Consider the following 24,378-nt stretch of genomic DNA (forward strand, 5'->3'; position numbering starts at 1 on the left):
GGGAAAAGCATCTGGTATCACCGTGAAAAACGCGGTTGCCAGAGCGGAAGCGCAGCTGTGATTATTCTCACAGCCTGATAAAACGGGTCGCTCAGGCGGCCCGTTTTTTTTAAACCACTCGCAGCAGTCTGCCTTTTTCCAGGCGCACCTGGCGGGAAAAGTACCGCTGTGTAAAAGCCGCGTCATGGCTGATAGCCACTACGCTGGTTCCTCTTTTGCGGCAAACCGTCAGCCACGCTTCAAATATTGCCAGCCAGTGCCGATCAAAATCGCGGCTGGGTTCGTCGAGCAGCAGGATCTCTGGCGCCATGGCTTCCAGACAGGCGACGGCGACCATACGGCGCTGGGCGGTATGCAAATCCAGCGGATGCGCATCAGCTACGCTCTCCAGACTGCATAAACGCAGCGCCGCCGCGGTGCGTTGCGCAACTTCCACTGCCGGTAATTTCTGTAACCGCAGCCCATAGGCGACCTCTTCAGAGACTTTGCTGTGGAAGAGCTGGTTTTCGGCCTCCTGAAACAGGACGCCGATAATTTTGGCGCGCTGACGATTTTTATACTGCGCCATCGGCTTATTCAACAGATTGACGCTACCGGACGTTGCCGACAGCAGCCCGGCCATTACCCGCAGCAGGGTGGATTTTCCCGCGCCGTTATCGCCGGTAAGCGCCAGCCATTCGCCCTGGCCGAGCGTCAGGGAGATGTTTTGCAAACAATCATCCGCCGCGCCGGGCCAGCGCCAGGTTACCTGATTCAACGTCAACATAGCGGGGAAAGCGCTCCATCATGTAGTCGCCATCCCTGCTGACACCAGGCAAGAAAAGGCGAAGGGGTGCGTTCAAAAAGGATGATCAGTGAATGCTGCTCCAGCGCCCAGTCCCGCAGACGTGTCAGAAGCATGGCGGTAGCTTGCGCCGTCAGGCGGCTAAAGGCTTCATCAAGGATCAGTAGCGTTGGCTGCATAGCCAGCGCGCAGGCGATCGCCACGCGCTGGGTTTCTCCACCGGAGAGCGTGGACGGATGGCGGTGACGTAACTCCTGGCACTCCATCAGCGAGAGCGCCGCGTCAACACGACGCATAATCTCGTCTTCGTGAAGGCAAAGATTTTCAGGGCCAAAAGCGACCTCTTCTTCGACGCTGAAGGTACAACCGGAAAGCTGGAGATAGGGGGATTGCTGGACCAGCTGGATGGTCTGCGCCCGTTCGACCAGCGATTGCTGTCCAATAGGGATGCCAAGCAGAGTACCATGACCTTCGATATCGCCGGGCAGAAAATCCGGATACCAGCCCGCCATGATCTGCGCCAGAGTGCTTTTCCCGCTGCCGTTATCGCCAAAAATCGCCACCATGCCGGGCTGCGAATAATGGAAATCAAAGCATGATGAAGGACCCGTTGCCCGGGTCGGGTGATAACGGAACTGCTCTAACGTAACCATAGCCAGGCTCCCGCTTCAGCGACCATCGCCAGCAGCATGCCGCAACGCGCCAGACGTTGTAAGGTGCTGTCTTTCGGCGCCCAAAGCGTAGTGCGCCGACGATGTAAACGAAATGCCCGCATATCCAGCGCCGCCCCGCGTATCGCCAGATCGTTAAGCGCGTTATGGGTCAGAGGGATAATGAGCGCAGGCATTGCGCGCAGCCGCTGATATCCATTCTCGTCCAGCGGTACGCCGCGGGCGCGTTGGGCTTCGTGGATAATCGTCAACTGGCGCTTTAGCTGTTCGACAACCAGCAGCGGGCCAGCGAACAGATAAGCGACGCCCGGCGGCAGGCGTGAGGCAAACAGGGCGCGAATAAAGCGCTGTACCGGTACGTACTCCATCCAGAGCTGTGACGTGGAAACAATCGCCAAAATTCTCAGCCACAGCGTGATGGCGTTCGCCCAGCGCTGCGGGTCGCGGGGCTGGCCGCTCAGCCACTGGGTAAACCAGCCGCCGTGGACCAGCCACAGGCCAACGCCCAGCGAGAGTAGTAGCCAGGCGACATATTTTGCCCGCCGTCGCGTCGCTTTTAGCAGCACTAAACTAAGAAACGCCGCGGTGCTATACACCGGCAGCACCGTATCCGTCGGTAGCAGCAGCGTGGTCACTGCCGCCAGCGCCCAGAGCGTTAAGGAGGTAAAAGGGTGCATTTAGCGTACGGCGGACATAGCAGGAAAATGGCGCAACGTACGCAGCGGCAGCTGGCGCAACAGGGTCCAGACGATAATCGCGGTAAGAATTTTATCCACCAGATTGGCGCCTAAGACGGTAATCGCCACCGACTCCAGCAGATTCTGACCTACCGAATGCATCCAGGCGACGAACAGATCCGCACCGCTTCCCGTCACGCCGCCAAACAGCGCCGTCCGCAGCGGCACGGCAACCACGGTCACGGCGAGGGTAATGACAACCCCGCTAACGATCACCTTAGGTAAAGTGCGGAACCATCCCGCTCTCGCCAGCCATCCGGCAACCAGGCCAATCACCATAGCCACTGGCGCGAAGGCGGCGGCAATCGGATCGGTCAGCAGACCCCACAGAAGATTGGTCAGTAAACCGGTCAACATGCCAATGACCGGTCCGAGTAGAACCGCGCTGATTAAGGTGCCGATTGAATCGAGAAAAATGGGAAGTTTTAACATACTGATGAGCTGTCCGCCGATCATGTTGATGGCGACGGCGATCGCAATCAGCACCAGGGACTGGCTGGTAAATTGGCGACGAGCCATAGAAACCTCTTTAAGGGAAAAGTTATCGGGATGAGATGACCAGTTCGTCATAGCCGGAAAGCGCGCAAGGCTGACGGCTAAATGCCAGGGAGGTCAGTTCGCCTATCACCAGCTCAAGGGTGGTGCGGACGGTACAGCCGGGCATCATATGGCCGCCGAGCATCGCGCCTTGCGGATCGGATATCGCTAAATGAAGATGTTCTCCTTTCAATTCCAGCGTGCCATTCAGCGAGATAACCTCGTAGGTTCCGTTCAGTAAGGTGGTCTCATCCTGGCCGGCAAAACGTAGTGCCGCATTGCTTAAGCTACCGGTACAGCCGGCGATCCAGGCTGCCTGAATATGGTGCAGTTGCAGGAAGGCGCGCAGGCGTGAAAAAACCTCCTCGCCCGGAAGTAAGCGAAGCGCATAGTAACGTGCCGCAGAGGGCTGCAAGTGGGGAATGGTCATCTTTTTCGAGGGACTCCGAGACTCGGACGTAGCGGCAATAATATCGCCGCTGTTCAGTATGGTTTCTGATATAAATCAGTAATTGCGGCACGACAACGAAAAGATCTTGCTACGCTTATTCGTAATTCTGGAATATGGAATAAATGCCGCCCCAGAAGGGGTAAAAGTGTGATGTAAGTCAGATAAATGGTTTCTCCAGCTGGACAATCATTCCTTTTATTCCTCGTTTGGCTTATTCTAGCTGAAGCGTTTCAGTCGTCTAAATGTTCGACAATTAATCAATCAGTCGCAGTTTGCGACAGGTAAGGTTCCCCTTAGAGCGTCGCTGCATTACTCTGTCAGCCACCTCATATCATGGATAGCCTTGCAGGAGACCTATGACCATACGCATTGCGATTAATGGCTTCGGTCGCATCGGGCGTAACGTGGTTCGTGCTTTGTATGAATCCGGACGTCGTGCGGAAATCACCGTGGTGGCAATCAATGAACTGGCGGATGCTGCCGGCATCGCGCATTTATTGAAATATGACACCAGCCATGGACGCTTTGCCTGGGATGTGCGCCAGGAGAGAGAGCAGCTGTTTGTCGGCGATGACGCCATCCGTCTGCTGCATGAATCTTCCCTTGAGGCGTTGCCCTGGCGGGAACTGGCGGTTGATGTGGTGCTTGACTGCACCGGCGCTTATGGCAGCCGCGAGCATGGCGAAGCCCATCTGCGGGCCGGCGCGAAGAAAGTGCTCTTTTCACATCCTGGCGGCAACGATCTCGACGCGACGATCGTGTTTGGCGTCAACCATGATGAGCTGCGCGCTGAGCACCGTATCGTCTCCAACGCCTCCTGCACCACCAACTGCATTATTCCGGTCATTAAGCTGTTAGATGATGCCTACGGCATAGAGTCAGGAACGGTAACCACGATTCACTCCGCGATGCACGATCAGCAGGTTATCGATGCTTACCATCCGGATTTGCGCCGGACGCGAGCGGCCAGTCAGTCGATCATCCCGGTTGATACTAAGCTTGCTGCGGGGATCACGCGTATTTTCCCTCAGTTTAACGATCGCTTTGAAGCTATCGCGGTCCGTGTACCGACGATTAATGTGACGGCGATCGACCTTAGCGTCACGGTGAAAAAACCGGTAAAAGCGAGTGAAGTCAACCAGTTGCTGCAAAAAGCAGCACAGGGTGCATTTCATGGTATAGTTGACTATACGGAATTGCCGTTAGTCTCGATAGATTTCAACCACGATCCGCATAGCGCCATCGTCGATGGCACGCAAACGCGGGTAAGTGGCGCGCATTTGATCAAAACGCTGGTCTGGTGCGATAACGAATGGGGCTTTGCTAACCGGATGCTCGACACCACGTTAGCGATGGCCGCACAAGGTTTCAGGTAAGGCGCTCAGGCGCCTGCAAAACTTTATCAAGAATCAACGAGAGGATTCACCATGTCTGTAATTAAGATGACCGATCTGGATCTGGCTGGTAAACGCGTTTTTATCCGTGCGGATCTGAACGTACCGGTTAAAGAAGGGAAAGTAACCAGCGATGCGCGTATCCGTGCTTCTCTGCCGACCATCGAACTGGCCCTGAAACAGGGTGCGAAAGTGATGGTCACTTCCCACCTGGGTCGTCCTACCGAAGGCGAGTACAACGAAGAATTCTCTCTGCTGCCGGTTGTTAACTACCTGAAAGACAAACTGTCTAACCCGGTACGTCTGGTTAAAGATTACCTGGACGGCGTTGAAGTCGCTGCCGGCGAGCTGGTGGTTCTGGAAAACGTTCGCTTTAACAAAGGCGAGAAAAAAGATGACGAAGCGCTGTCGAAAAAATACGCTGCGCTGTGCGATGTCTTCGTTATGGATGCGTTCGGTACTGCTCACCGCGCGCAGGCTTCTACTCACGGTATCGGCAAATTCGCTGACGTCGCTTGTGCAGGTCCGCTGCTGGCCGCTGAGCTGGACGCCCTGGGTAAAGCGCTGAAAGAACCGGCTCGTCCGATGGTGGCTATCGTCGGTGGTTCTAAAGTTTCCACTAAACTGACCGTTCTGGACTCCCTGTCTAAAATCGCTGACCAGCTGATCGTCGGCGGCGGCATCGCCAACACCTTCGTTGCCGCTCAGGGCCACAACGTGGGTAAATCCCTGTACGAAGCCGATCTGGTTGACGAAGCTAAACGCCTCCTGACGACCTGCGATATCCCGGTTCCGACTGACGTTCGCGTAGCGACCGAGTTCTCTGAAACCGCAACCGCTACCCTGAAATCTGTTAACGACATTAAAGATGACGAGCAGATTCTGGACCTGGGCGATGCTTCCGCAGAGAAACTGGCTGAAATCCTGAAAAACGCCAAAACCATCCTGTGGAATGGCCCGGTCGGCGTGTTCGAATTCCCGAACTTCCGCAAAGGGACTGAAATCGTGGCTAACGCCATCGCAGATAGCGAAGCGTTCTCCATCGCAGGCGGCGGCGACACCCTGGCAGCAATCGACCTGTTCGGCATTGCTGACAAAATCTCCTACATCTCCACCGGCGGCGGCGCATTCCTCGAATTCGTGGAAGGTAAAGTTCTGCCGGCAGTAGCCATGCTCGAAGAGCGCGCTAAGCAGTAATTCAGTTCAGGCGGGGAGACCCGCCTGTTTTTCAGCGCGCGTAAAAGCTCGCGAACCTTCTTCAACGGTCGAAGATACAGATACAGGACTACGTAACATGTCTAAAATTTTTGATTTCGTAAAACCGGGCGTCATCACTGGCGACGACGTTCAGAAAGTGTTCCAGGTAGCTAAAGAAAACAACTTTGCTCTGCCAGCGGTAAACTGCGTGGGTACTGATTCCATCAACGCCGTTCTGGAAGCAGCTGCAAAAGTTCGTTCTCCGGTTATCGTTCAGTTCTCTAACGGCGGCGCAGCGTTCATCGCGGGCAAAGGCGTGAAAACTGACGTTCCTCAGGGCGCAGCCATCCTGGGCGCTATCTCTGGCGCGCATCACGTTCATCAGATGGCTGAACACTACGGTGTTCCGGTTATCCTGCACACTGACCACTGCGCTAAGAAACTGCTGCCGTGGATCGACGGTCTGCTGGACGCGGGTGAAAAACACTTCGCCGCGACCGGTAAACCGCTGTTCTCTTCTCACATGATTGACCTGTCTGAAGAGTCCCTGCACGAAAACATCGAGATCTGTTCTAAGTACCTGGCGCGTATGGCCAAAATGGACATGACTCTGGAAATCGAACTGGGCTGCACCGGCGGCGAAGAAGACGGCGTGGACAACAGCCACATGGACGCTTCCGCTCTGTATACCCAGCCGGAAGACGTTGATTACGCCTACACTGAGCTGAGCAAAATCAGCCCGCGTTTCACCATCGCCGCTTCCTTCGGTAACGTACACGGTGTTTACAAGCCGGGCAACGTGGTGCTGACCCCGACTATCCTGCGCGACTCTCAGGAATACGTTTCTAAGAAACATAACCTGCCGCACAACAGCCTGAACTTCGTCTTCCACGGCGGTTCCGGTTCTTCCGCTCAGGAAATCAAAGACTCCGTAAGCTACGGCGTGATCAAAATGAACATCGATACCGATACCCAATGGGCAACCTGGGACGGTATCCTGCAGTACTACAAAGCTAACGAAGCTTACCTGCAGGGTCAGCTGGGCAACCCGAAAGGCGAAGACCAGCCGAACAAGAAATACTACGATCCGCGCGTATGGCTGCGCGCTGCACAGACGTCCATGGTGACTCGTCTGGAGCAGGCATTTAAAGAGCTGAACGCGATCGACGTTCTGTAAGAAAGTTTCGTTTCTTACCCGGAAGCCCGCAGAAATGCGGGCTTTTTTATTATCTCAACGACATGAAATGTTGCTAAATAAATGTGATCAATTTGGCAAAACGGACTCTTTTTGTTTACCCTTAACCTGTTTGCAATTATCAGGTTTGGTTATTTTATTTCCCGTCCGGGTATCCATAAGGAAAGTTGAATGGAAGATTTGAACGTTGTCGATAGCATAAATAACGCCGGTTCATGGCTGGTGCGCAATCAGGCATTACTGCTGAGCTATGCCGTCAACATTGTCGCGGCCATCGCGATTATTATTGTTGGTTTGATCGTGGCGCGGATTGTTTCCAACACCGTCAATCGCCTGATGCGGGCTCGACATATTGATGCCACCGTTGCCGATTTTCTTTCTGCGCTGGTACGCTACGCCGTCATTGCTTTCACGCTGATCGCCGCCCTCGGCCGCGTGGGTGTGCAAACCGCTTCGGTTATCGCGGTACTTGGCGCCGCGGGCTTAGCCGTCGGTCTGGCGCTGCAGGGGTCGCTGTCTAACCTTGCCGCTGGGGTCCTGCTGGTCGTTTTCCGCCCATTCCGCGCTGGTGAATACGTTGACCTTGGCGGTATCGCGGGTACCGTGCTGAACGTGCAGATTTTCTCCACGACCCTGCGCAGCGCAGATGGCAAAATTGTGGTGGTACCGAACGGTAAAATCATTGCCGGGAATATCATCAACTTCTCTCGCGAGCCGGTACGTCGCAACGAGTTTATTATCGGCGTGGCCTACGATGCGGACATCGACCAAGTGAAGCAGCTGCTCACCAACATCATCGAATCGGATGAACGTATTCTCAAAGATCGTGAAATGACCGTTCGCCTGAATGAACTGGGCGCTTCATCTGTGAACTACGTGGTGCGCGTATGGAGTAAGAGCAGCGATCTGCAAAGCGTGTACTGGGACGTCCTGGAGCGTATTAAGCGCGATTTTGACGCCAACGGCATCAGCTTCCCGTATCCGCAGATGGACGTTCATGTCATTCGTCCGCAGGAAAAAGCAGAATAATTTCCCTTTTAATACAGGCCGGTATATCCGGCCTTTTTTGTACCCAGTATTAGTCGTCCTTATTAGCGATTAAAATTTTCAATTTCCTCTAATGATTTCCGCACGCTATATTCCCCAGCATTGACTCTTTCAGTGGAAATTCCTCTCGATGTTATCGTATTACTTTCAGGGCCTTGCCCTGGGAGCGGCTATGATTTTGCCGCTCGGTCCGCAAAACGCTTTTGTGATGAATCAGGGTATTCGTCGTCAGTACCATCTGATGATTGCTTTGCTATGCGCCATCAGCGATCTGCTGCTTATCTGCGCCGGAATTTTTGGCGGCAGCGCGCTGCTGATGCAGTCCCCGTGGCTGCTGGCGCTGGTGACCTGGGGCGGCGTCGCTTTTTTATTGTGGTACGGTTTTGGCGCGCTGAAAACGGCCTTTAGCAGCAATCTGGAGCTGGCCAGCGCGGAGGTGATGAAGCAGGGGCGCTGGAAAATCATCGTCACCATGCTGGCGGTGACCTGGCTGAATCCTCACGTTTATCTGGATACGTTTGTGGTGCTTGGAAGCCTCGGCGGACAGCTGGAGATGGAGCCAAAGCGCTGGTTTGCCCTGGGCACCATCAGCGCCTCATTCTTATGGTTCTTTGGTCTGGCCCTGCTGGCCGCCTGGCTGGCCCCGCGCCTGCGCACGGCAAAAGCGCAGCGAATTATCAACGTGCTGGTCGGTCTGGTCATGTGGATCATCGCGCTGAAGCTGGCGAAAGACGGCTTCGCTCATGTGCAGGCGCTGCTTAACTAAGCCTTGTCCGATGGACTTTCTCCGCGTAAGCGCTAAGCTTGCAGGCATGCGTCTGCGTATAGACGACCAATGTAAGATGGAGAAACGACAGTGAAGTTAAAAGTCATGGCCCTGGCGGCGGCACTCGGATTTAGCGCAATGGCAGTTCAGGCCAATGAATTGCCAAACGGCCCACATATTGTTACTTCAGGTACCGCCAGCGTCGCTGCGGTTCCTGATATCGCCACGCTGGCGATTGAAGTTAACGTCTCCGCGAAAGATGCGGCATCCGCTAAAAAACAGGCAGATGAACGCGTGGCCCAGTATCTCTCCTTCCTGGAGAAGAGCGGCATTGCGAAGAAAGACATTAACTCTGCCAACCTGCGTACCCAGCCTGATTATGATTATCAGAACGGCAAAAGCATTCTTAAGGGCTATCGCGCGGTGCGTAGCGTTGAAGTCACGCTGCGCCAGCTGGATAAGCTCAACGGGTTGTTAGATGGGGCATTAAAAGCCGGTCTGAACGAGATCCGTTCGGTCTCACTGGGCGTGGCGCAGCCGGACGCTTACAAAGATAAGGCGCGAAAAGCGGCGATTGACGATGCGATTCATCAGGCTCAGGAGCTGGCTAGCGGATTCCACGGCAAACTGGGGCCGGTTTATAGCGTTCGCTATCATGTCTCCAACTACCAGCCGAGCCCGATGGTGCGGATGATGAAAGCCGATGCGGCGCCGGTATCTGCTCAGGAAAGCTACGAGCAGGCGACCATTCAGTTTGATGACCAGGTGGACGTGGTGTTTGAGCTGCAGCCGACCCAGCCTGCGTCGCCAGCGAAACCGGCTGAAGAGCCAAAAGCAGCGCAGTAATCCTCCCGCCCGGCCTTCGCGCCGGGCTTTTTCTGTGACTATCTGTAAAAATGAGAGCGCAGCACAAGTCTTTTCCCTGAATGAGGTAAGGATAGATCCCTGTTTTCCTGTGAGGTGAGCATGGATATCTTTATTTCTAAAAAGATGCGCAATTTCATTCTGTTGGCGCAGACCAATAACATCGCCAGAGCGGCGGAAAAAATCCATATGACCGCATCGCCCTTTGGCAAAAGCATTGCTGCGCTTGAGGATCAGATCGGCTATACGTTATTTACCCGCAAAGATAACAGCATCAGTCTCAATAAAGCGGGGCAGGAGCTCTATCAGAAGCTGTTTCCTATTTACCAGCGCTTATCGGCCATCGATAACGAAATACACTATTCCGCGCGCCGCTCGCGCAACGTTGTTATCGGCATCGACAACACCTATCCGACGATAATTTTCGACCAGCTCATCAGCCTGGGCGATAAATACGATGGCGTGACCACCCAAGCCGTGGAGTTCAGCGAGAATGGCGTGATTGATAATCTTTTCGACCGTCAGCTGGATTTTATTATTTCGCCGCAGCATGTTTCGCCCCGCGTGCAGGAGCTGGAAAATCTGACCATCAGCGAGCTGGCGCCGCTGCGTCTGGGGTTTCTTGTTTCCCGCCGTTATGAAGATAAGCCGTCGCAGGATCTGTTACGTGAACTGCCCTGGCTGCAGATGCGTTTCCAGAATCGGGCCAATTTTGAGGCGATGCTGGACGCCTATATGCGCCCCTGCGGAATCAACCCGACGGTTATCTATCGCCCCTATAGCTTTATGGCGAAAATTAGCGCCGTAGAGCGGGGGCAGTTTTTAACGGTTATTCCTTACTTCGCCTGGCGTCTGGTAAATCCGGCGAAGCTGAAGTACTTCGACGCGCCCGGTAGCGCCATGTATATGCAGGAGTATCTCTATTCGCTGAAAAACCATCGCTATACCGCCACGATGCTTCAGCACATAACTGAAGATCGCGACGGTACGGAGGGCTAACCGAGCATTGAACCGTGCTCAAGCAGATTACGATGCAGGTCGAAGGCGTGGGTGAGGTCGTGGTGAATATGCCCGCCGGGAGCGCTCTGTAGATAGCGATGTAAATAGTCCCGGTAGAGCGGATGCGCGCAGTTATCAATGATAGCGCGGGCGCGCTGCAGCGGCGACAGCCCGCGCAGATCGGCGATACCCTGCTCGGTAACGATCGCCTTCACGCTGTGCTCGCTGTGATCGACATGGCTGCACATCGGCACGATAGTGGAGATCTTCCCGTCTTTGGCGATGGACGGCGCCATAAAGATAGAGAGCCAGGCGTTGCGTTCAAAATCGCCGCTACCGCCGATGCCGTTCATCAGATTCACCCCGGCTACGTGCGTGGAATTGGCGTGTCCGTAGATGTCAAACTCCAGCCCCACGTTGAGGGCGATAACCCCCAGACGGCGGATAATTTCCGGATGATTGGAGATCTCCTGCGGGCGCAGGACAATGCGGCTGGCGAAGAAATCCATATTGGCGTAAATCTTGCGCAACGAATCGGCGGATATTGTCAGGCTGGAGGCGCTGACGCCGGTGACTTTCCCTGTTTCCAGTAGATGGACTACCGACTCCTGTAAGACCTCGGAGTACATCATAAAAGAGGGAATATCCGGATTCTCACCCAGCCGCGCCATGACCGCGTTATTGATATTACCCACGCCGCTTTGCAGCGGCAAAAATTCAGGCGGGATGCGCCCGTGAGCCATCTCTTCCAGCAGAAAGGTGACCACGTTATCGGCAATTTTCTGACAAACCGGATTATTTTTATCGAGCAGGTTTCCGGCGTCGGGCAGTTCGGTCTCCACGACCGCGACAATTTTTTTCGGATCGATTTGCACGTACCGGCTACCCACGCGATCCATCGCATGAAAGATGGCGATGCTGTTGCGCCGCGGCGGGGCGCCGGGGAGCACGATATCGGCCAGCTCGGCAACCCGAGGGCTGTGATAATGATTGAGTTCGATGATCACTTTCTTCGCCCGTAGCAGCCAGGTGGGCGCGTTGCCGATACCGCTGGTGAGCCAGACCCGCCCGTCCGGCGCGATAGCCGAGGCTTCGATCACCGCGACATCAATCTCACCAAAGAAGCCGTAGTTAACCATTTGCGCCACTTCGCTCAGGTGCAGATCGACAAACTTCACTTTCCCCTGATTGATTTTTTGCCGCAGGCCCGACGCGGTCTGATACGGCGCGCGCCACGAGACGGCATCGGCTGCCGATAATGCATCATCGGCGGCGGCGCTAATTGACGCGCCGGTCAGCAGGCGGATCTGGAAAGGCTTCTGCGCCCGATGTAACTCACCGGCGCGGCGAGCGATAGCCGCGGGCAGCGCTTTGGGCGAACCGGCGGGAGTGAAGCCGCTGAACGCCACCATCTGGTCGTGCTGGATAATCTCCGCCGCTTCATCGGCGCTCATCCGTTTCATTTTGCACTCCTTAACCGGGATGATTAATGGCCGACGAATTCAGGTTTACGCTTTTCCATAAACGCGCTCATGCCTTCCCGATAATCCTCACTGTCGTAGACGGCGCGGCGCATTCCCTGAATACGTTCGAACTCATCGGAATTCATGGTGTGCGCCTCGCCAAGCACGCGCAGCTCTTCCTTAATGACCGCTATCGCCAGCGGCGCTTTCTCGGCAATGTGGTGCGCCATCTGTAAGGTAAAATCTTCCAGTTCGCCAGCGTCCACCACGTGATTGAGAATACCGACCGCCAGCGCGCGCTGGGCGGTAATCGGCAGGGCGGTGAAAATCAGCTCTTTCACGATATGAAAGCCAGCGTCACGGGTCAGATTGTGAATGCCGACCAGGTTGTAGGGCACGCCGAGATTCACCGGCGTCATGGAGAACGTTGACGTACTGGCGGCGATGATCAGATCGGAGCTCATGATCATCTCAAACGCGCCGCCCCAGACGCTCCCTTCGACCATGGAGATCACCGGTTTCGGATATTTTTGGATCATGCGGGTAATCTGGCGCAGCGGATCGTCATACGAAAGCGGATCGCGGCGTCCGCCGGGTAATTCGTGGATGTCATGGCCGGCGGAGAAAACTTTTGATCCGCCAGGCGCGCGTAAAATGACGCAGCGAATTTCCGGCCTGTTGAGGTCGCTCAACGCCTGCATCAGGTCGTCGATAAACACCTTGCTTAAGGCGTTAAGCTTGCGGCTATAGTTGAACTCAATCACCGCAACCTTCTGGATAATTTCGACGTTAACATATTGATAAGACATAACTATCCCTTTATGCAAAGTAATGATTCTGGAGGAATTCGCTAATCTGCCGCAGGCCGGTGCGCGGCGAGAGGCCATTGTTTTTCACCGCCTGTAGCGTTTGCTGGAAGTAGCGATCAAAGTCCGCTCGGGCAAACAGCAGATGCAGCGCCTCGGTTTCGGTCTGCTTTTGCAGCCACTCCAGCGCCTGACGCTGGCGCAGCTTTTCAAGATCGCCGCTGTCGGTGAGGGTGGTTTTGAAGTCAAGGATAGCGAGCCAGACGGCTTCGATACCGCGCTGCTCCAGCGCGCTACAGCTCAAAACGCGCGGCTGCCACGCGGCGTGCTTGCGGCGCAGAATATGCAGGGCGGATTCATACATATGGCGGGTGATAGCCACGCTGGCGCGGTTCTCGCCATCATCTTTATTGATAACCACGATATCCGCCATCTCCATGATCCCTTTTTTAATGCCCTGCAGATCGTCACCGCCGCCGGCGATCTGCAGTGAGATGAAGCAGTCCACCAGGCGGGAGACCTCCGTTTCCGACTGGCCGACGCCGACGGTTTCGACAATGACCACGTCATAGCCCGCTGCTTCGCACAGCAGTATCAGCTCCCGCGTGCGCAGGCTGGCGCCGCCCAGATGGCCGCTCGAGGGCACCGGGCGGATAAATGCCGAGTCCGAGCGCGCCAGTTCGATCATGCGCGTCTTGTCGCCAAGAATGCTGCCGCCGCCGATTGGGCTGCTTGGATCGACCGCTATCACCGCGACCCGCAGGCCATGGCGAATCAGCAGCATGCCGAAGGCTTCCAGAAAGGTACTCTTTCCGGCTCCCGGCGTGCCGGTGACGCCGAGGCGCAGGGCGTTGCCGGTGAAGGGCATAATCGCATCGACCAGCTGGGCGCTCAGCGCCTGGTGGCGGGGATGCTGACTCTCTACCAGCGTCATGGCCTGGGCGAGCGTGGCCCGCTCGCCCAAACGTAATCGCCGAATGGCGTCGCTCAGGGTGGATGAGTTAATCATGATGCTGGCTAATCCTCATCAGGACGTCGCGTACGCTCTCCAGCATCGGCGTGCCGGGGCCATAAATAGCGGCCACGCCGCGCGCCTGCAGAAACGCGTAATCCTGCGGCGGAATGACGCCGCCGGCGATGACGCAGATATCTTCCCGTCCCCATTTTTTCAACGCATCGACCAGCTCGGGGATCAGCGTTTTGTGGCCTGCCGCCAGCGATGAGGCGCCAACCACGTGTACGTCGTTCTCCACGGCGAGGCGGGCGATCTCCTCCGGGGTAGAAAACATCGGGCTCAGGTCAACATCGAAGCCAAGATCGGAATAGGCGCTGGCGATCACTTTGGCGCCGCGATCGTGACCGTCCTGACCCATTTTGGCGATCAGAATGCGCGGGCGACGGCCGCGATCCGCGAGGAATTTTTCGGTTTGCGCAACAATGGCGTCAAACTCGCAGGCGGCTTTATCTGACTGATGGTAGCTTTGCGCAATCACGCCGGTGACGCACTGGCTGGGCACCAGATAGCGGTCAAAAGCCACCTCCAGTGCGTCGGAGATTTCGCCCAGCGTGGCGCGCACGCGGGCGGCGTTGATGGCGGCGGCCAGCAGATTTTCATCATGCTGCGCGGCGTGGGTGAGGGCGTTCAGCGCGGCTTTTACCGTCACATCGTCCCTACTGGCCCGTATTTTTTTCAGCGAGGCGATCTGCTCGTTGCGTACCTTGACGTTGTCGATCTCCAGCACTGCCGTTTCATCTTCTTTTTCCAGCTTGTACTTATTGACGCCGACGATGACGCGCTTGCCCTGGTCGATCAGCGATTGCTCGCGGGCAGAGGCCTCTTCGATCATCCGTTTCGGCAGTCCGGCTTCGATCGCCTTCGCCATCCCTCCCGCTTCGTCGATCTGCTGCATAATGGATCGCGCCTGCTTAACGATTTGATCGGTCAGCGACTCGACGTAATACGATCCCCCCAGCGGATCCACGGTGCGGCAGATCTCCGACTCCTCCTGAATGATGATCTGCGTATTACGCGCGATACGTGCGGAAAAGTCGGTGGGCAGACCGAGCGCCTCATCAAAGGCGTTAGTATGCAGCGACTGGGTGCCGCCGAGCGTGGCGCCGAGCGCTTCGATGGTGGTACGGATCACGTTGTTATAGGGATCCTGCTCGGTGAGGCTCCAGCCGGAAGTCTGGCAGTGGGTGCGCAGGGCTAACGATTTTGGATTGGTGGCGCCGAAGCCGCTGACCGCTTCGCTCCACAGATAGCGTGCGGCGCGCAGCATCGCGACGTTCATAAACAGATCCATGCCGATGCCGAAGAAGAACGACAGGCGCGGGGCGAAGTCATCGATTTTCAGGCCGGCGGAGAGCGCGGCCTTAATGTATTCGATGCCGTCGGCCAGGGTAAAGGCCACCTGCTGCACGCAGTTGGCTCCGGCTTCGCCCATGTGATAGCCGCTGATGCTGATGGTATTAAAGCGCGGCATATTGCCCGAACACCAGGCGATGATGTCGGCAATAATGCGCATTGAGGGCTTCGGCGGGTAAATATAGGTATTCCGGCACAGATACTCTTTCAGAATATCGTTCTGGATCGTGCCGGTGAGCCGTTCCGGCGCAACGCCTTGCTCTTCCGCCGCGACGATATAAAACGCCATTACCGGCAGCACCGCGCCGTTCATGGTCATCGACACGGACATTTCATCCAGCGGGATGCGATCGAACAGAATCTTCATATCTTCGACGGTATCGATCGCTACCCCCGCTTTCCCCACGTCGCCCGCCACGCGAGGATTGTCGGAGTCATAGCCCCGATGGGTCGCGAGATCGAAGGCGACGGAAAGCCCTTTCTGCCCGGCAGCGAGGTTGCGGCGATAGAAGGCGTTGGACTCTTTCGCGGTTGAGAAACCAGCGTACTGGCGGATGGTCCACGGCTGGGCGGTATACATGGTGGCGCGGGGGCCGCGGACGTAAGGCGGCAGGCCGGGCAGGGTGCCGGTCACTTCCAGATTATCAATATCGGCTTCGGTATACAGCGGTTTAACGGCAATCCCTTCTGCCGTCTGTTTTACCAGAGCATCGACGGTTTTTCCCCGCCGGCTAAGCTCCTTGTTGGCGAGCGTTTGCCACTCTCGTAACTCTGACATTTTGTGCTCCGTATGCGCAATAAAATAGGGTGTTGCAAATACGGTGAGCTTTTTAAGACGCTCTGTCGCCAGCAAAAAATAGCCATCAGCGCGTCGTTTTTTGCCGCATGAAATGTTCTATTTTGTGATGAATTTCAAAGATATGAATAGAAGAAGGTGGGTCATGCAGGCCGGACGGCGCCGACCTGCCCGGGAGGCTTAATCTTGTCTCAACACTTTATGGCCATAATCGATCAGCGCATCGGTCACCCGGCGCATCATACGGCTTTCCGGCGCAAAACGGTGCCAGTAGAGCATCCGGCGCTGGAACAGGCCCGGCGTGAGATTAATAAGTTCGCCGCTGTTCAGCTCTCGCTCAATTTGCAGATGCGGAATCATACAGCAGGTTGTCCCCTGGCGGGCCAGCTGCACAAAGGCTTCCGAAGAGTTCACGATATGGCAGGGAACGCTGCCCGGCGGCAAATCGAAGTTCTGCTGTAAAAAGGCCTGGTGCATATCATCGAGATGATCGAATGCCACCACCGGCGCTTTGAGCAGCGCCGAGCGGGTCACCCCATTGGGGAAATAGCGCTGGGCAAACTCTTTTGAGGCGACGAACAGATAGTCGAGGGCGCCGAGCTGATCGACCAGGCAGCTTGGCAGCGCCTGCGGCTGGATACTGACCGCGCCGACGACTTCACCGCGGCGCAGGCGTTCCTGGGTTCGGGTCTCGTCCTCCACCTGTAGGTTCAGGCGAATAGGGGAGTCGGAAAGCACGCTGGAGAGCGCGGGCAATAGCCAGGTGGCGAGACTGTCGGCGTTGACCGCCAGCGACAGCAGCAGCGGCGTTGAGCCGGTTTGTTCATCGCCCAGCCACTCCTCTTCCAGCAGTTCAACCTGGCGCAGCAGGGCCAGCAGCTTTTGCCCCTGTTCGGTGGGACGCGGCGGTACGGTGCGTACCAGCAGCGGTTGTCCAAACATGTTTTCCAGCTGTTTGATGCGCTGAGAGACGGCGGACTGCGTAATACAAAGCTTCTGCGCGGCGCGCTCAAACCCTCGTTCCCTGATTACCGCGTCCAGCGCCTGTAGTGTTCTGTAGTCCGGTCGTTTCATTGCTCTGGCGTGCCCCCTAATACTTTTCGTTAACTCGCACTATGACATAAATTTGTTTTTGATGAAGATGAAAAAATGGCGACTGCGTTGTGTGATCGCCGTCGCAGGGACAATGACCCCCCTGATGTTCTATAATGCGCCACAGGAATTCACATCTCGGACCATAATCATGACGCAAGATGAACTGAAAAAAGCAGTAGGCTGGGCGGCATTGCAGTATGTACAACCGGGCACCATCGTTGGGGTCGGCACGGGCTCCACGGCGGCGCATTTTATTGATGCGCTGGGCACCATGAAAGGTCAGATTGAAGGCGCGGTTTCCAGCTCTGATGCCTCTACTGAAAAACTGAAAAGCCTCGGTATTACGGTTTTTGATCTTAACAGCGTTGACCGTCTTGGCATCTATGTCGACGGCGCTGATGAAATCAACGGCCATATGCAAATGATTAAAGGCGGCGGCGCGGCGCTGACGCGCGAGAAGATTATCGCTTCGGTCGCTGACAAATTTATCTGTATCGCTGATGCTTCCAAGCAGGTGGACATCCTGGGTAAATTCCCGCTGCCGGTGGAAGTGATCCCGATGGCGCGCAGCGCCGTGGCGCGTCAGCTGGTTAAGCTGGGCGGCCGTCCGGAGTACCGCCAGGGCGTCGTGACCGATAACGGCAACGTGATCCTCGATGTGTATGGTCTGGAAATCCTGGACGCTATTGCGCTGGAAAATACCATTAACGGTATTCCGGGCGTCGTGACCGTCGGCCTGTTTGCGAATCGCGGTGCGGACGTCGCGCTGATTGGCACCGCTGATGGTGTAAAAACTATCACTAAATAGTCTGAACCGAGGGAGCGAATGGCTCCCTCGCAAATATTTTTTCTCCAGGCCTATTTTGGTGACTTCTGTCACATTTATGCGCCTTGTCTTAGTAACAATCTACCTTTCTTTTACTTTCTGGTGTTTTGTCCTGCTATTTCCCGCTGATTGATATTTCTTCAGGTTGTCGACGCAAACGTTCATATTGCCGCAATAGTTTTTTTTGATATGTTGCTGAGAAGAACTTTCGTTCCGCACGACATCAGTTAAGACAAAAACAGGACGGGGAAATGGCTAAGGTATCACTGGAAAAAGACAAAATTAAATTTCTGCTGGTTGAAGGTGTGCATCAAAAAGCGGTGGACAGCCTCCGCGCAGCAGGCTACACCAATATCGAATTTCACAAAGGCGCGCTGGACAGCGAAGAGCTGAAAGCGTCCATTCGTGATGCCCATTTCATCGGCCTGCGTTCCCGTACTCATCTGACTGAAGAGATCTTCGCGGCGGCGGAAAAACTGGTTGCGGTTGGCTGCTTCTGTATCGGTACTAATCAGGTTGACTTAAATGCGGCGGCAAAACGCGGTATTCCGGTATTTAACGCCCCGTTCTCTAATACCCGTTCCGTTGCGGAGCTGGTGATCGGCGAGCTGCTGCTCATGCTACGCGGCGTGCCGGCGGCAAACGCCAAAGCGCACCGCGGCGTATGGAACAAGCTGGCGGTAGGCAGCTTTGAAGCACGCGGCAAAAAGCTGGGTATTATCGGCTATGGTCACATCGGTACGCAGCTGGGCATTCTTGCCGAATCGTTGGGGATGCACGTCTATTTCTACGATATTGAAAGCAAACTGCCGTTGGGTAACGCGACTCAGGTACAGCATCTCTCCGATCTGTTGAACATGAGCGATGTGGTAAGCCTGCACGTGCCGGAAAATGCCTCAACGAAGAATATGATTGGCGCGGAAGAGTTGGCGCTGATGAAACCGGGTGCGCTGCTGATCAACGCCTCCCGCGGTACCGTGGTAGATATTCCGGCGCTGTGCGATGCGCTGGCGAGCAAGCACCTGGCGGGCGCGGCGATCGACGTGTTCCCGACCGAACCGGCGACCAACAGCGATCCGTTCAACTCTCCGCTGTGTGAGTTCGACAACGTTATCCTGACCCCGCATATTGGCGGCTCAACTCAGGAAGCGCAGGAAAACATCGGTCTGGAAGTGGCGGGCAAGCTGGCGAAATACTCCGATAACGGTTCTACGCTCTCTGCGGTGAACTTCCCGGAAGTGTCGCTGCCGCTGCACGGCGGGCGCCGTCTGCTGCATATCCATGAAAACCGTCCGGGCGTTCTGACCGCGATTAACCAGATTTTCGCCGCGCAGGGCATTAACATTGCGGCGCAGTATCTGCAGACCACTCCGCAAATGGGCTACGTGGTCATTGATATTGAAGCCGAAGAAGATGTGGCGCAGGCTGCGCTGCAGGCGATGAAGGCTATTCCTGGTACCATCCGCGCCCGTCTGCTTTTCTAACTCCTTTTATGCCAGCGGGCAGGTCATCGACCTGCCCCTTTTCTCCTGCTAGACCCTTCTGCAATTTCCCGTCGCCACCCAAAGCTTGCGAGTCTTGCCGCAAACGGCGATTAAAACCGTCGGATGTCGTTGTGCCTGAAAGAAAGGGATTTACGATAAAGACTCAGCGTGGGGCTGAAACGGGAAAGCCCCTACCGAGGCAGGGGCTCTAAAAGGAAAGGGACGATGATGAGACTCTTCATCATGCTGCTTATCCTGTTAATCATCGCCTGGCCAGCATATTAACAGAGAGAATGCAGGAGGGAGGTTCGCCTCCCTCACCCTTTACCCAGGAATTTAGGTGAAAAAAACAGCAATGTCAATTGTTCGGGCGTTTTACCAGAGCCAGGTTTTTGACGGCGTGATGACCGCTGGCAGCGGGATATCCCACTGCTCCGTCGGCAGCGCGTCGACCTGCTGGCAATCATGAGCGTAGCCCACCGGCTGCAGACGATGCTGCCGCCAGTTTTGCAGCGTCCGGTCGTAAAATCCGCCGCCCATACCCAGGCGCTGTCCGGCGGCATCAAATGCTACCAGCGGCGTTACCAGCACATCCAGCTGGCTAAGCGGGAGGACATCGCGCACGTCGAGTTTCGGTTCGCGGATTTTCAGACGATTCACCACCAGCTCGCTGCTTGGGTGGTAGTGCAGAAACAGAAGATTGCCGGGGCTGAACGGATGAAGCACGGGGAGATAAACCCGTTTGCCTGCCCGCCAGAGCTGGTCAATAAGCGGCAGCGTATCCAGCTCGCCATCAAACGAAAGAAATACCGCGACCGTCTGCGCGAGCAGAACCGGCGGATAAGCCATCATTCTGTCCGCCGCCTGGAGGGCGAACTGCGTTTGCTGCTCCGGCGTTAACGCGCGTCGGCGCAGGCGGATCTGCTGGCGAATTTGCTGTCTGGTATAGGGGGCATCTGGCAATAGGGTCATACCTGAGTCTCATCGGTGAGCAAACGATACAAACAGGCGTAGTCTAATACACGACGGTAAAAGCCGAAAATTAACTTATGGGGGATAAAACGAAAGGAAGGGAATCTCCGAGATGCCGCCGCAGGCTGTAACCCTTGAACCCTTGGTTCAAGGTGAATGTGTCGTCACAGTTTTAAGGCTTCTCGGACGGACCGAGCATGCTCACCAACCGTGGAGCGCCACATTCTTGTGGTATGAAATATCGGCTCAGGGGACTGGCCCGCTTGCAAACATCTCAGAGAAATTTTGTTCTTGCGATTACTCTAACACAGTTAAATGCAAAGTGTTATTCAAACTTCTGCCCGGGTCTTTCGCTTATGCGACCTTGCTCAAGCAATGCTTGCTCGATGGTCTGCTGAAGCATCCGAATACGCTGTTCCATGCTGGCGGCGTAGTCGCGGGTTTTCGCTTTTTCCTGAGTCAACTCATAGCTGATGTTCAACGCGGCGATGAAGACCAGCTGCTCAGTATTTGTGACTCTAGTGCGTTCTTTTAAATCTTGCAACCGCTGATTCAGGTCGTCAGCTGCCTGGTTCAGGGCATCCCTTTGTTCAGGCGGGCAATTCACTCGCAGTGAACGGCCAAAAATTTGGAGATCTACGGGTTGTGCAGACATGCCACCTTCCTGCTGATTGACTGCGCGGCCTTCACGCCCTGGGAGGGTCTGCGAAGGGGCGACACTATAGCTACCCTGGTTCTAAGATACAAGCCCTATTCTGGTTCACCAGGGTCCAAAGTGGTAGCATATCATGAATATTCCTCCCAACGATGACGAATGCGCATGTCTATACAGAACGAAATGCCTGGTTACAACGCTGTAGACCAGTTACTGAACCAACAAGGGGTAGGATTAACCCCTGCCGAAATGCACGGTCTGATCAGCGGGATCCTGTGCGGCGGCAATAAAGACAGCAGCTGGCAGCCGTTGGTGCACGACCTGACCAACGAAGGCCTGGCTTTTGGGCATGAGCTGGCGCAGTCGCTGCGTAACATGCATTCCGCCACCAGTGATTCGCTGGAGGACGACGGCTTCTTATTCCAGCTCTACCTCCCGGATGGCGATGAGGTGAGCGTGTTCGATCGCGCCGATGCGCTGGCGGGTTGGGTGAACCATTTTCTGCTTGGGCTGGGCGTAACGCAGCCCAAGTTGGATAAAGTCAAAGACGAAACGGGTGAAGCCATCGACGATCTGCGCAATATTGCTCAGCTCGGGTATGACGAAGACGAGGATCAGGAAGAGCTCGAAATGTCTCTGGAAGAGATTATCGAATACGTACGCGTTGCCGCGTTGCTGTGTCACGACACTTTCTCTCTCCAGAAACCCACTGCGCCGGAAGTGCAAAAACCGACGCTACACTAATTAATCATTAAATCGTTCAGGGGGCGTCATGACTCAGCAGGAATTTCTCTCTCGTCGCCAGGCTCTACTGGCGCAGATGCAGCCAGGCAGCGCCGCGTTAATTTTTGCCGCGCCGGAAGCGGTACGCAGCGCAGATTCGGAATATCCCTACCGCCAGAGCAGCGATTTTTGGTACTTCACCGGCTTTAATGAGCCTGAAGCGCTGCTGGTATTGATTAAAAGCGATGAGACGCATAACCACAGCGTGTTGTTTAACCGCGTGCGCGATCTGACTGCTGAAATCTGGTTTGGCCGACGCCTTGGGCAGGATGCCGCGCCTGAGAAGCTGGGCGTCGATCGCGCGCTGGCATTTAGTGAAATCAATCAGCAGCTGTTCCAGCTCCTTAACGGCCTCGATGCTATCTATTTTGCGCAGGGCGAATATGCCTACGCCGACGAAATCGTGTTCAACGCGCTGGAAAAACTGCGCAAAGGCGTGCGGCAGAATCTGCAGGCGCCAAACTCGGTCATTGACTGGCGGCCGATGGTGCATGAGATGCGCCTGTTTAAGTCGGCGGAAGAGCTGGAGGTGATGCGCCGCGCAGGCGAGATCTCCGCCCTTGCGCACACCCGCGCCATGGAAAAATGCCGTCCGGGGATGTTTGAATATCATCTTGAAGGCGAGATCCTCCACGAGTTCAACCGTCACGGCGCGCGCTATCCCTCTTACAACACCATCGTGGGCAGCGGCGAAAATGGCTGCATCCTGCACTACACCGAAAACGAAAGCGAACTGCGCGATGGCGATCTGGTGCTGATTGACGCAGGCTGCGAATACAGCGGCTATGCGGGCGATATCACCCGAACCTTCCCGGTAAACGGCAAGTTTAGCCCGGCGCAGCGCGAGATTTACGATATCGTTCTTGAGTCTCTGGAAACCTCGCTGAAGCTTTATCGCCCCGGCACCTCCATTAACGAGGTTAATCAGCAGGTAGTGCGGATCATGATTACCGGCCTGGTGCGTTTGGGGATCCTGAAAGGTGAAATTGATGAGCTAATTGCTAATAACGCTCATCGTCCTTTCTTTATGCATGGCCTGAGCCACTGGCTGGGGCTCGACGTACATGATGTCGGCAACTATGACGTCGACCGCTCGCGTATTCTCGAACCGGGAATGGTGCTGACCGTGGAACCGGGGCTGTATATCGCGATGGATGCCGACGTCCCGGCCCAGTACCGCGGCATCGGCATTCGTATTGAAGACGACATCGTCATTACCGAAGACGGTAATGAAAACCTCACCGCTGGCGTAGTGAAAAAAGCGGATGATATCGAGGCGCTGATGGCGGCGGCGCGCCAGCTATGAGCGTACTGATCGTTGGCGGCGGAATGACCGGCGCGACGCTGGCGCTGGCAATATCTCGTCTGACCGGCGGTAAGCTGCCGGTGCACCTGATTGAAGCAACAGCGCCGGAATCTGCCCGGCATCCGGGCTTTGACGCCCGGGCAATCGCACTTGCTGCCGGCACCTGTCAGCAGCTGGCTCGCGTTGATATCTGGCAGGAAATTGCCGACCGCGCCACGGCTATTCAGCGCGTTCACGTCAGCGATCGCGGTCACGCGGGGTTTGTGACGCTCGAGGCTAAGGACTATGGGCTGGCGGCGCTGGGTCAGGTGGTTGAGCTGCACGACGTCGGCCAACGCTTGTTTGCCCAGCTGCGTAAAGCGCCGGGCGTGACGCTACACTGTCCGGCAAAAGTGGAAAATGTTAGCCGCCGCGAAGAGAGCGTAAGCCTGGTTCTGGACAACGGCGAAACGCTCAGCGGTAAACTGCTGGTCGCGGCCGATGGCTCGCGCTCAACGCTCGGGGCCCGCTGCGGTATCAGCTGGCAGCAAGAGCCCTATGAACAGCTGGCGATTATTGCCAACGTCAGTACCGCTGTGCCGCACAACGGGCGCGCCTTCGAGCGTTTTACCCAACACGGTCCGCTGGCGATGCTGCCCATGTCGCAGGGCCGCTGCTCCCTGGTGTGGTGTCATCCGCAGTCGCGGCAAGAAGAGGTTCTGAGCTGGTCGGACGAACGCTTCTGTCATGAACTTCAGCAGGCATTCGGCTGGCGTCTTGGCCGGATCGTCCAGGCAGGCAAGCGCAGCGCGTATCCGCTCTCGCTCACCCGAGCTACCCGCACCATTGCCCATCGTCTGGCGCTGGTCGGCAATGCGGCGCAAACGCTGCATCCTATTGCCGGACAGGGTTTTAACCTTGGCCTGCGCGACGTGATGAGCCTGGCGGAAATGCTGGCGCAGACGCATGGCGAAGGAGAGGATCCGGGTGGCTATTCGCTACTGAGCCGCTATCAGGCCCGCCGCGCCGCAGATAAAGCCGCCACCGTCGGTGTGACCGATGGGCTGGTGCATCTGTTCGCTAATCGCTGGGCGCCGCTGGTGGCGGGGCGCAACGCAGGCCTGATGGCGATGGAATTATTTACCCCGGCGCGCGATGCGCTGGCGCAGCGTACCCTCGGTTGGGTCCCCCGTTAAGGAGTGA

Annotated in this window: 24 protein-coding genes and 1 other RNA gene; 12 read left to right on the forward strand and 13 right to left on the reverse strand. The window is 56.0% G+C overall.

Features of this window, described 5'->3' with window-relative positions; all coding sequences use genetic code 11:
• Positions 1-109 precede the first annotated feature (109 nt).
• Genes KO1_RS14125 through KO1_RS14145 form a run of 5 tightly spaced genes read right to left on the reverse strand, consistent with a single transcriptional unit; the run spans position 110 to position 3,159 of the window.
• Entirely contained in the window at positions 110-766 is a 657-nt protein-coding gene (locus tag KO1_RS14125; protein ID WP_024274709.1) for an ABC transporter ATP-binding protein, read from the reverse strand.
• Positions 760-1,437, reverse strand: coding sequence for an ABC transporter ATP-binding protein (locus KO1_RS14130; RefSeq protein WP_004115322.1), 678 nt, complete (start codon positions 1,435-1,437; stop codon positions 760-762). Before KO1_RS14130 ends, KO1_RS14125 begins: the two co-directional genes overlap by 7 nt.
• Complete coding sequence (locus tag KO1_RS14135; protein ID WP_004115319.1) at positions 1,425-2,132, reverse strand: energy-coupling factor transporter transmembrane component T; 708 nt, start codon at positions 2,130-2,132, stop codon at positions 1,425-1,427. Before KO1_RS14135 ends, KO1_RS14130 begins: the two co-directional genes overlap by 13 nt.
• Positions 2,133-2,711 carry an ECF transporter S component gene (locus KO1_RS14140; RefSeq protein ID WP_004115317.1) on the reverse strand — a complete coding sequence of 193 codons (579 nt, stop codon included), beginning with the start codon at positions 2,709-2,711 and terminating at the stop codon, positions 2,133-2,135.
• A gap of 22 nt (positions 2,712-2,733) precedes the next feature.
• Positions 2,734-3,159, reverse strand: coding sequence for a PPC domain-containing DNA-binding protein (locus tag KO1_RS14145; protein WP_004105632.1), 426 nt, complete (start codon positions 3,157-3,159; stop codon positions 2,734-2,736).
• A 377-nt stretch (positions 3,160-3,536) separates the two neighbouring features.
• On the opposite strand from KO1_RS14145, the gene epd reads away from it, so the two are divergent.
• The 7 genes from epd to srsR all read left to right on the forward strand — a co-directional run bounded on the left by epd (position 3,537) and on the right by srsR (position 10,642).
• A complete protein-coding gene (gene epd, locus KO1_RS14150; protein ID WP_016809857.1) occupies positions 3,537-4,556 on the forward strand; it encodes an erythrose-4-phosphate dehydrogenase in 1,020 nt (339 codons plus the stop codon).
• Between the two features lie 51 nt (positions 4,557-4,607).
• A complete protein-coding gene (gene pgk / locus KO1_RS14155; RefSeq protein ID WP_004105627.1) occupies positions 4,608-5,771 on the forward strand; it encodes a phosphoglycerate kinase in 1,164 nt (387 codons plus the stop codon).
• A gap of 97 nt (positions 5,772-5,868) precedes the next feature.
• Positions 5,869-6,948 (forward strand): class II fructose-bisphosphate aldolase, encoded by a 1,080-nt coding sequence (gene fbaA, locus KO1_RS14160; RefSeq protein ID WP_004105626.1) that lies wholly within the window; start codon positions 5,869-5,871, stop codon positions 6,946-6,948.
• 189 nt (positions 6,949-7,137) lie between these two features.
• On the forward strand, positions 7,138-7,995 hold the full coding sequence (locus KO1_RS14165) for a small-conductance mechanosensitive channel MscS (RefSeq protein WP_004115311.1): 858 nt from the start codon (positions 7,138-7,140) through the stop codon (positions 7,993-7,995).
• Positions 7,996-8,143: 148 nt separating this feature from the next.
• Entirely contained in the window at positions 8,144-8,779 is a 636-nt protein-coding gene (argO, locus tag KO1_RS14170) for an arginine exporter ArgO (RefSeq protein WP_024274708.1), read from the forward strand.
• Between the two features lie 90 nt (positions 8,780-8,869).
• Positions 8,870-9,625: an oxidative stress defense protein gene (locus tag KO1_RS14175; protein WP_004105619.1), complete on the forward strand. Its 756-nt coding sequence runs from the start codon at positions 8,870-8,872 to the stop codon at positions 9,623-9,625.
• A 120-nt stretch (positions 9,626-9,745) separates the two neighbouring features.
• Positions 9,746-10,642, forward strand: coding sequence for a LysR family transcriptional regulator SrsR (gene srsR / locus KO1_RS14180; protein WP_024274707.1), 897 nt, complete (start codon positions 9,746-9,748; stop codon positions 10,640-10,642).
• On the opposite strand, the gene scpC is transcribed toward srsR, so the two are convergent.
• The 5 genes from scpC to argP form a co-directional block, all read right to left on the reverse strand.
• A complete protein-coding gene (scpC, locus tag KO1_RS14185) occupies positions 10,639-12,105 on the reverse strand; it encodes a succinyl-CoA:acetate CoA-transferase ScpC (RefSeq protein ID WP_126468290.1) in 1,467 nt (488 codons plus the stop codon). The two genes, srsR and scpC, sit on opposite strands and share 4 nt — an antisense overlap.
• Before the next feature lie 23 nt (positions 12,106-12,128).
• Entirely contained in the window at positions 12,129-12,914 is a 786-nt protein-coding gene (scpB, locus tag KO1_RS14190; RefSeq protein ID WP_004105613.1) for a methylmalonyl-CoA decarboxylase, read from the reverse strand.
• A gap of 10 nt (positions 12,915-12,924) precedes the next feature.
• On the reverse strand, positions 12,925-13,920 hold the full coding sequence (gene meaB, locus KO1_RS14195) for a methylmalonyl Co-A mutase-associated GTPase MeaB (protein ID WP_024274705.1): 996 nt from the start codon (positions 13,918-13,920) through the stop codon (positions 12,925-12,927).
• A complete protein-coding gene (gene scpA / locus KO1_RS14200; protein WP_023321618.1) occupies positions 13,913-16,057 on the reverse strand; it encodes a methylmalonyl-CoA mutase in 2,145 nt (714 codons plus the stop codon). Before scpA ends, meaB begins: the two co-directional genes overlap by 8 nt.
• Positions 16,058-16,255: 198 nt before the next feature.
• Positions 16,256-17,149 carry a DNA-binding transcriptional regulator ArgP gene (argP, locus tag KO1_RS14205; protein ID WP_004105608.1) on the reverse strand — a complete coding sequence of 298 codons (894 nt, stop codon included), beginning with the start codon at positions 17,147-17,149 and terminating at the stop codon, positions 16,256-16,258.
• Positions 17,150-17,318: 169 nt separating this feature from the next.
• On the opposite strand from argP, the gene rpiA reads away from it, so the two are divergent.
• Positions 17,319-17,978 carry a ribose-5-phosphate isomerase RpiA gene (gene rpiA / locus KO1_RS14210; protein ID WP_004105606.1) on the forward strand — a complete coding sequence of 220 codons (660 nt, stop codon included), beginning with the start codon at positions 17,319-17,321 and terminating at the stop codon, positions 17,976-17,978.
• 269 nt (positions 17,979-18,247) lie between these two features.
• A complete protein-coding gene (gene serA / locus KO1_RS14215) occupies positions 18,248-19,480 on the forward strand; it encodes a phosphoglycerate dehydrogenase (RefSeq protein ID WP_004105602.1) in 1,233 nt (410 codons plus the stop codon).
• 375 nt (positions 19,481-19,855) lie between these two features.
• Here serA and KO1_RS14220 read toward each other — a convergent pair whose 3' ends face one another.
• From KO1_RS14220 to zapA, 3 genes are all read right to left on the reverse strand, one after another.
• Positions 19,856-20,452: a 5-formyltetrahydrofolate cyclo-ligase gene (locus KO1_RS14220; protein ID WP_024274704.1), complete on the reverse strand. Its 597-nt coding sequence runs from the start codon at positions 20,450-20,452 to the stop codon at positions 19,856-19,858.
• Between the two features lie 100 nt (positions 20,453-20,552).
• Positions 20,553-20,736: non-coding RNA, 6S RNA (gene ssrS / locus KO1_RS14225), on the reverse strand.
• Positions 20,737-20,777: 41 nt separating this feature from the next.
• The gene (zapA, locus tag KO1_RS14230) at positions 20,778-21,107 is read right to left on the reverse strand and encodes a cell division protein ZapA (protein ID WP_004105598.1); all 330 of its coding nucleotides are present in this window, start codon (positions 21,105-21,107) and stop codon (positions 20,778-20,780) included.
• A gap of 165 nt (positions 21,108-21,272) precedes the next feature.
• On the opposite strand from zapA, the gene KO1_RS14235 reads away from it, so the two are divergent.
• From KO1_RS14235 to ubiH, 3 genes are read left to right on the forward strand one after another with little or no spacing between them, the layout of a single operon-like run.
• Complete coding sequence (locus tag KO1_RS14235) at positions 21,273-21,851, forward strand: YecA/YgfB family protein (protein ID WP_016809851.1); 579 nt, start codon at positions 21,273-21,275, stop codon at positions 21,849-21,851.
• Positions 21,852-21,879: 28 nt separating this feature from the next.
• Positions 21,880-23,196, forward strand: a complete 1,317-nt coding sequence (gene pepP, locus KO1_RS14240; protein ID WP_024274703.1) for a Xaa-Pro aminopeptidase — start codon at positions 21,880-21,882, stop codon at positions 23,194-23,196.
• Positions 23,193-24,371 (forward strand): 2-octaprenyl-6-methoxyphenyl hydroxylase, encoded by a 1,179-nt coding sequence (ubiH, locus tag KO1_RS14245; protein WP_024274702.1) that lies wholly within the window; start codon positions 23,193-23,195, stop codon positions 24,369-24,371. The genes pepP and ubiH overlap by 4 nt, the downstream gene beginning before the upstream one ends.
• Positions 24,372-24,378 lie beyond the last annotated feature (7 nt).

The sequence above is a fragment of the Klebsiella oxytoca NBRC 105695 genome, assembly GCF_001598695.1.
Taxonomy (GTDB): Bacteria; Pseudomonadota; Gammaproteobacteria; order Enterobacterales; family Enterobacteriaceae; genus Klebsiella; species Klebsiella oxytoca.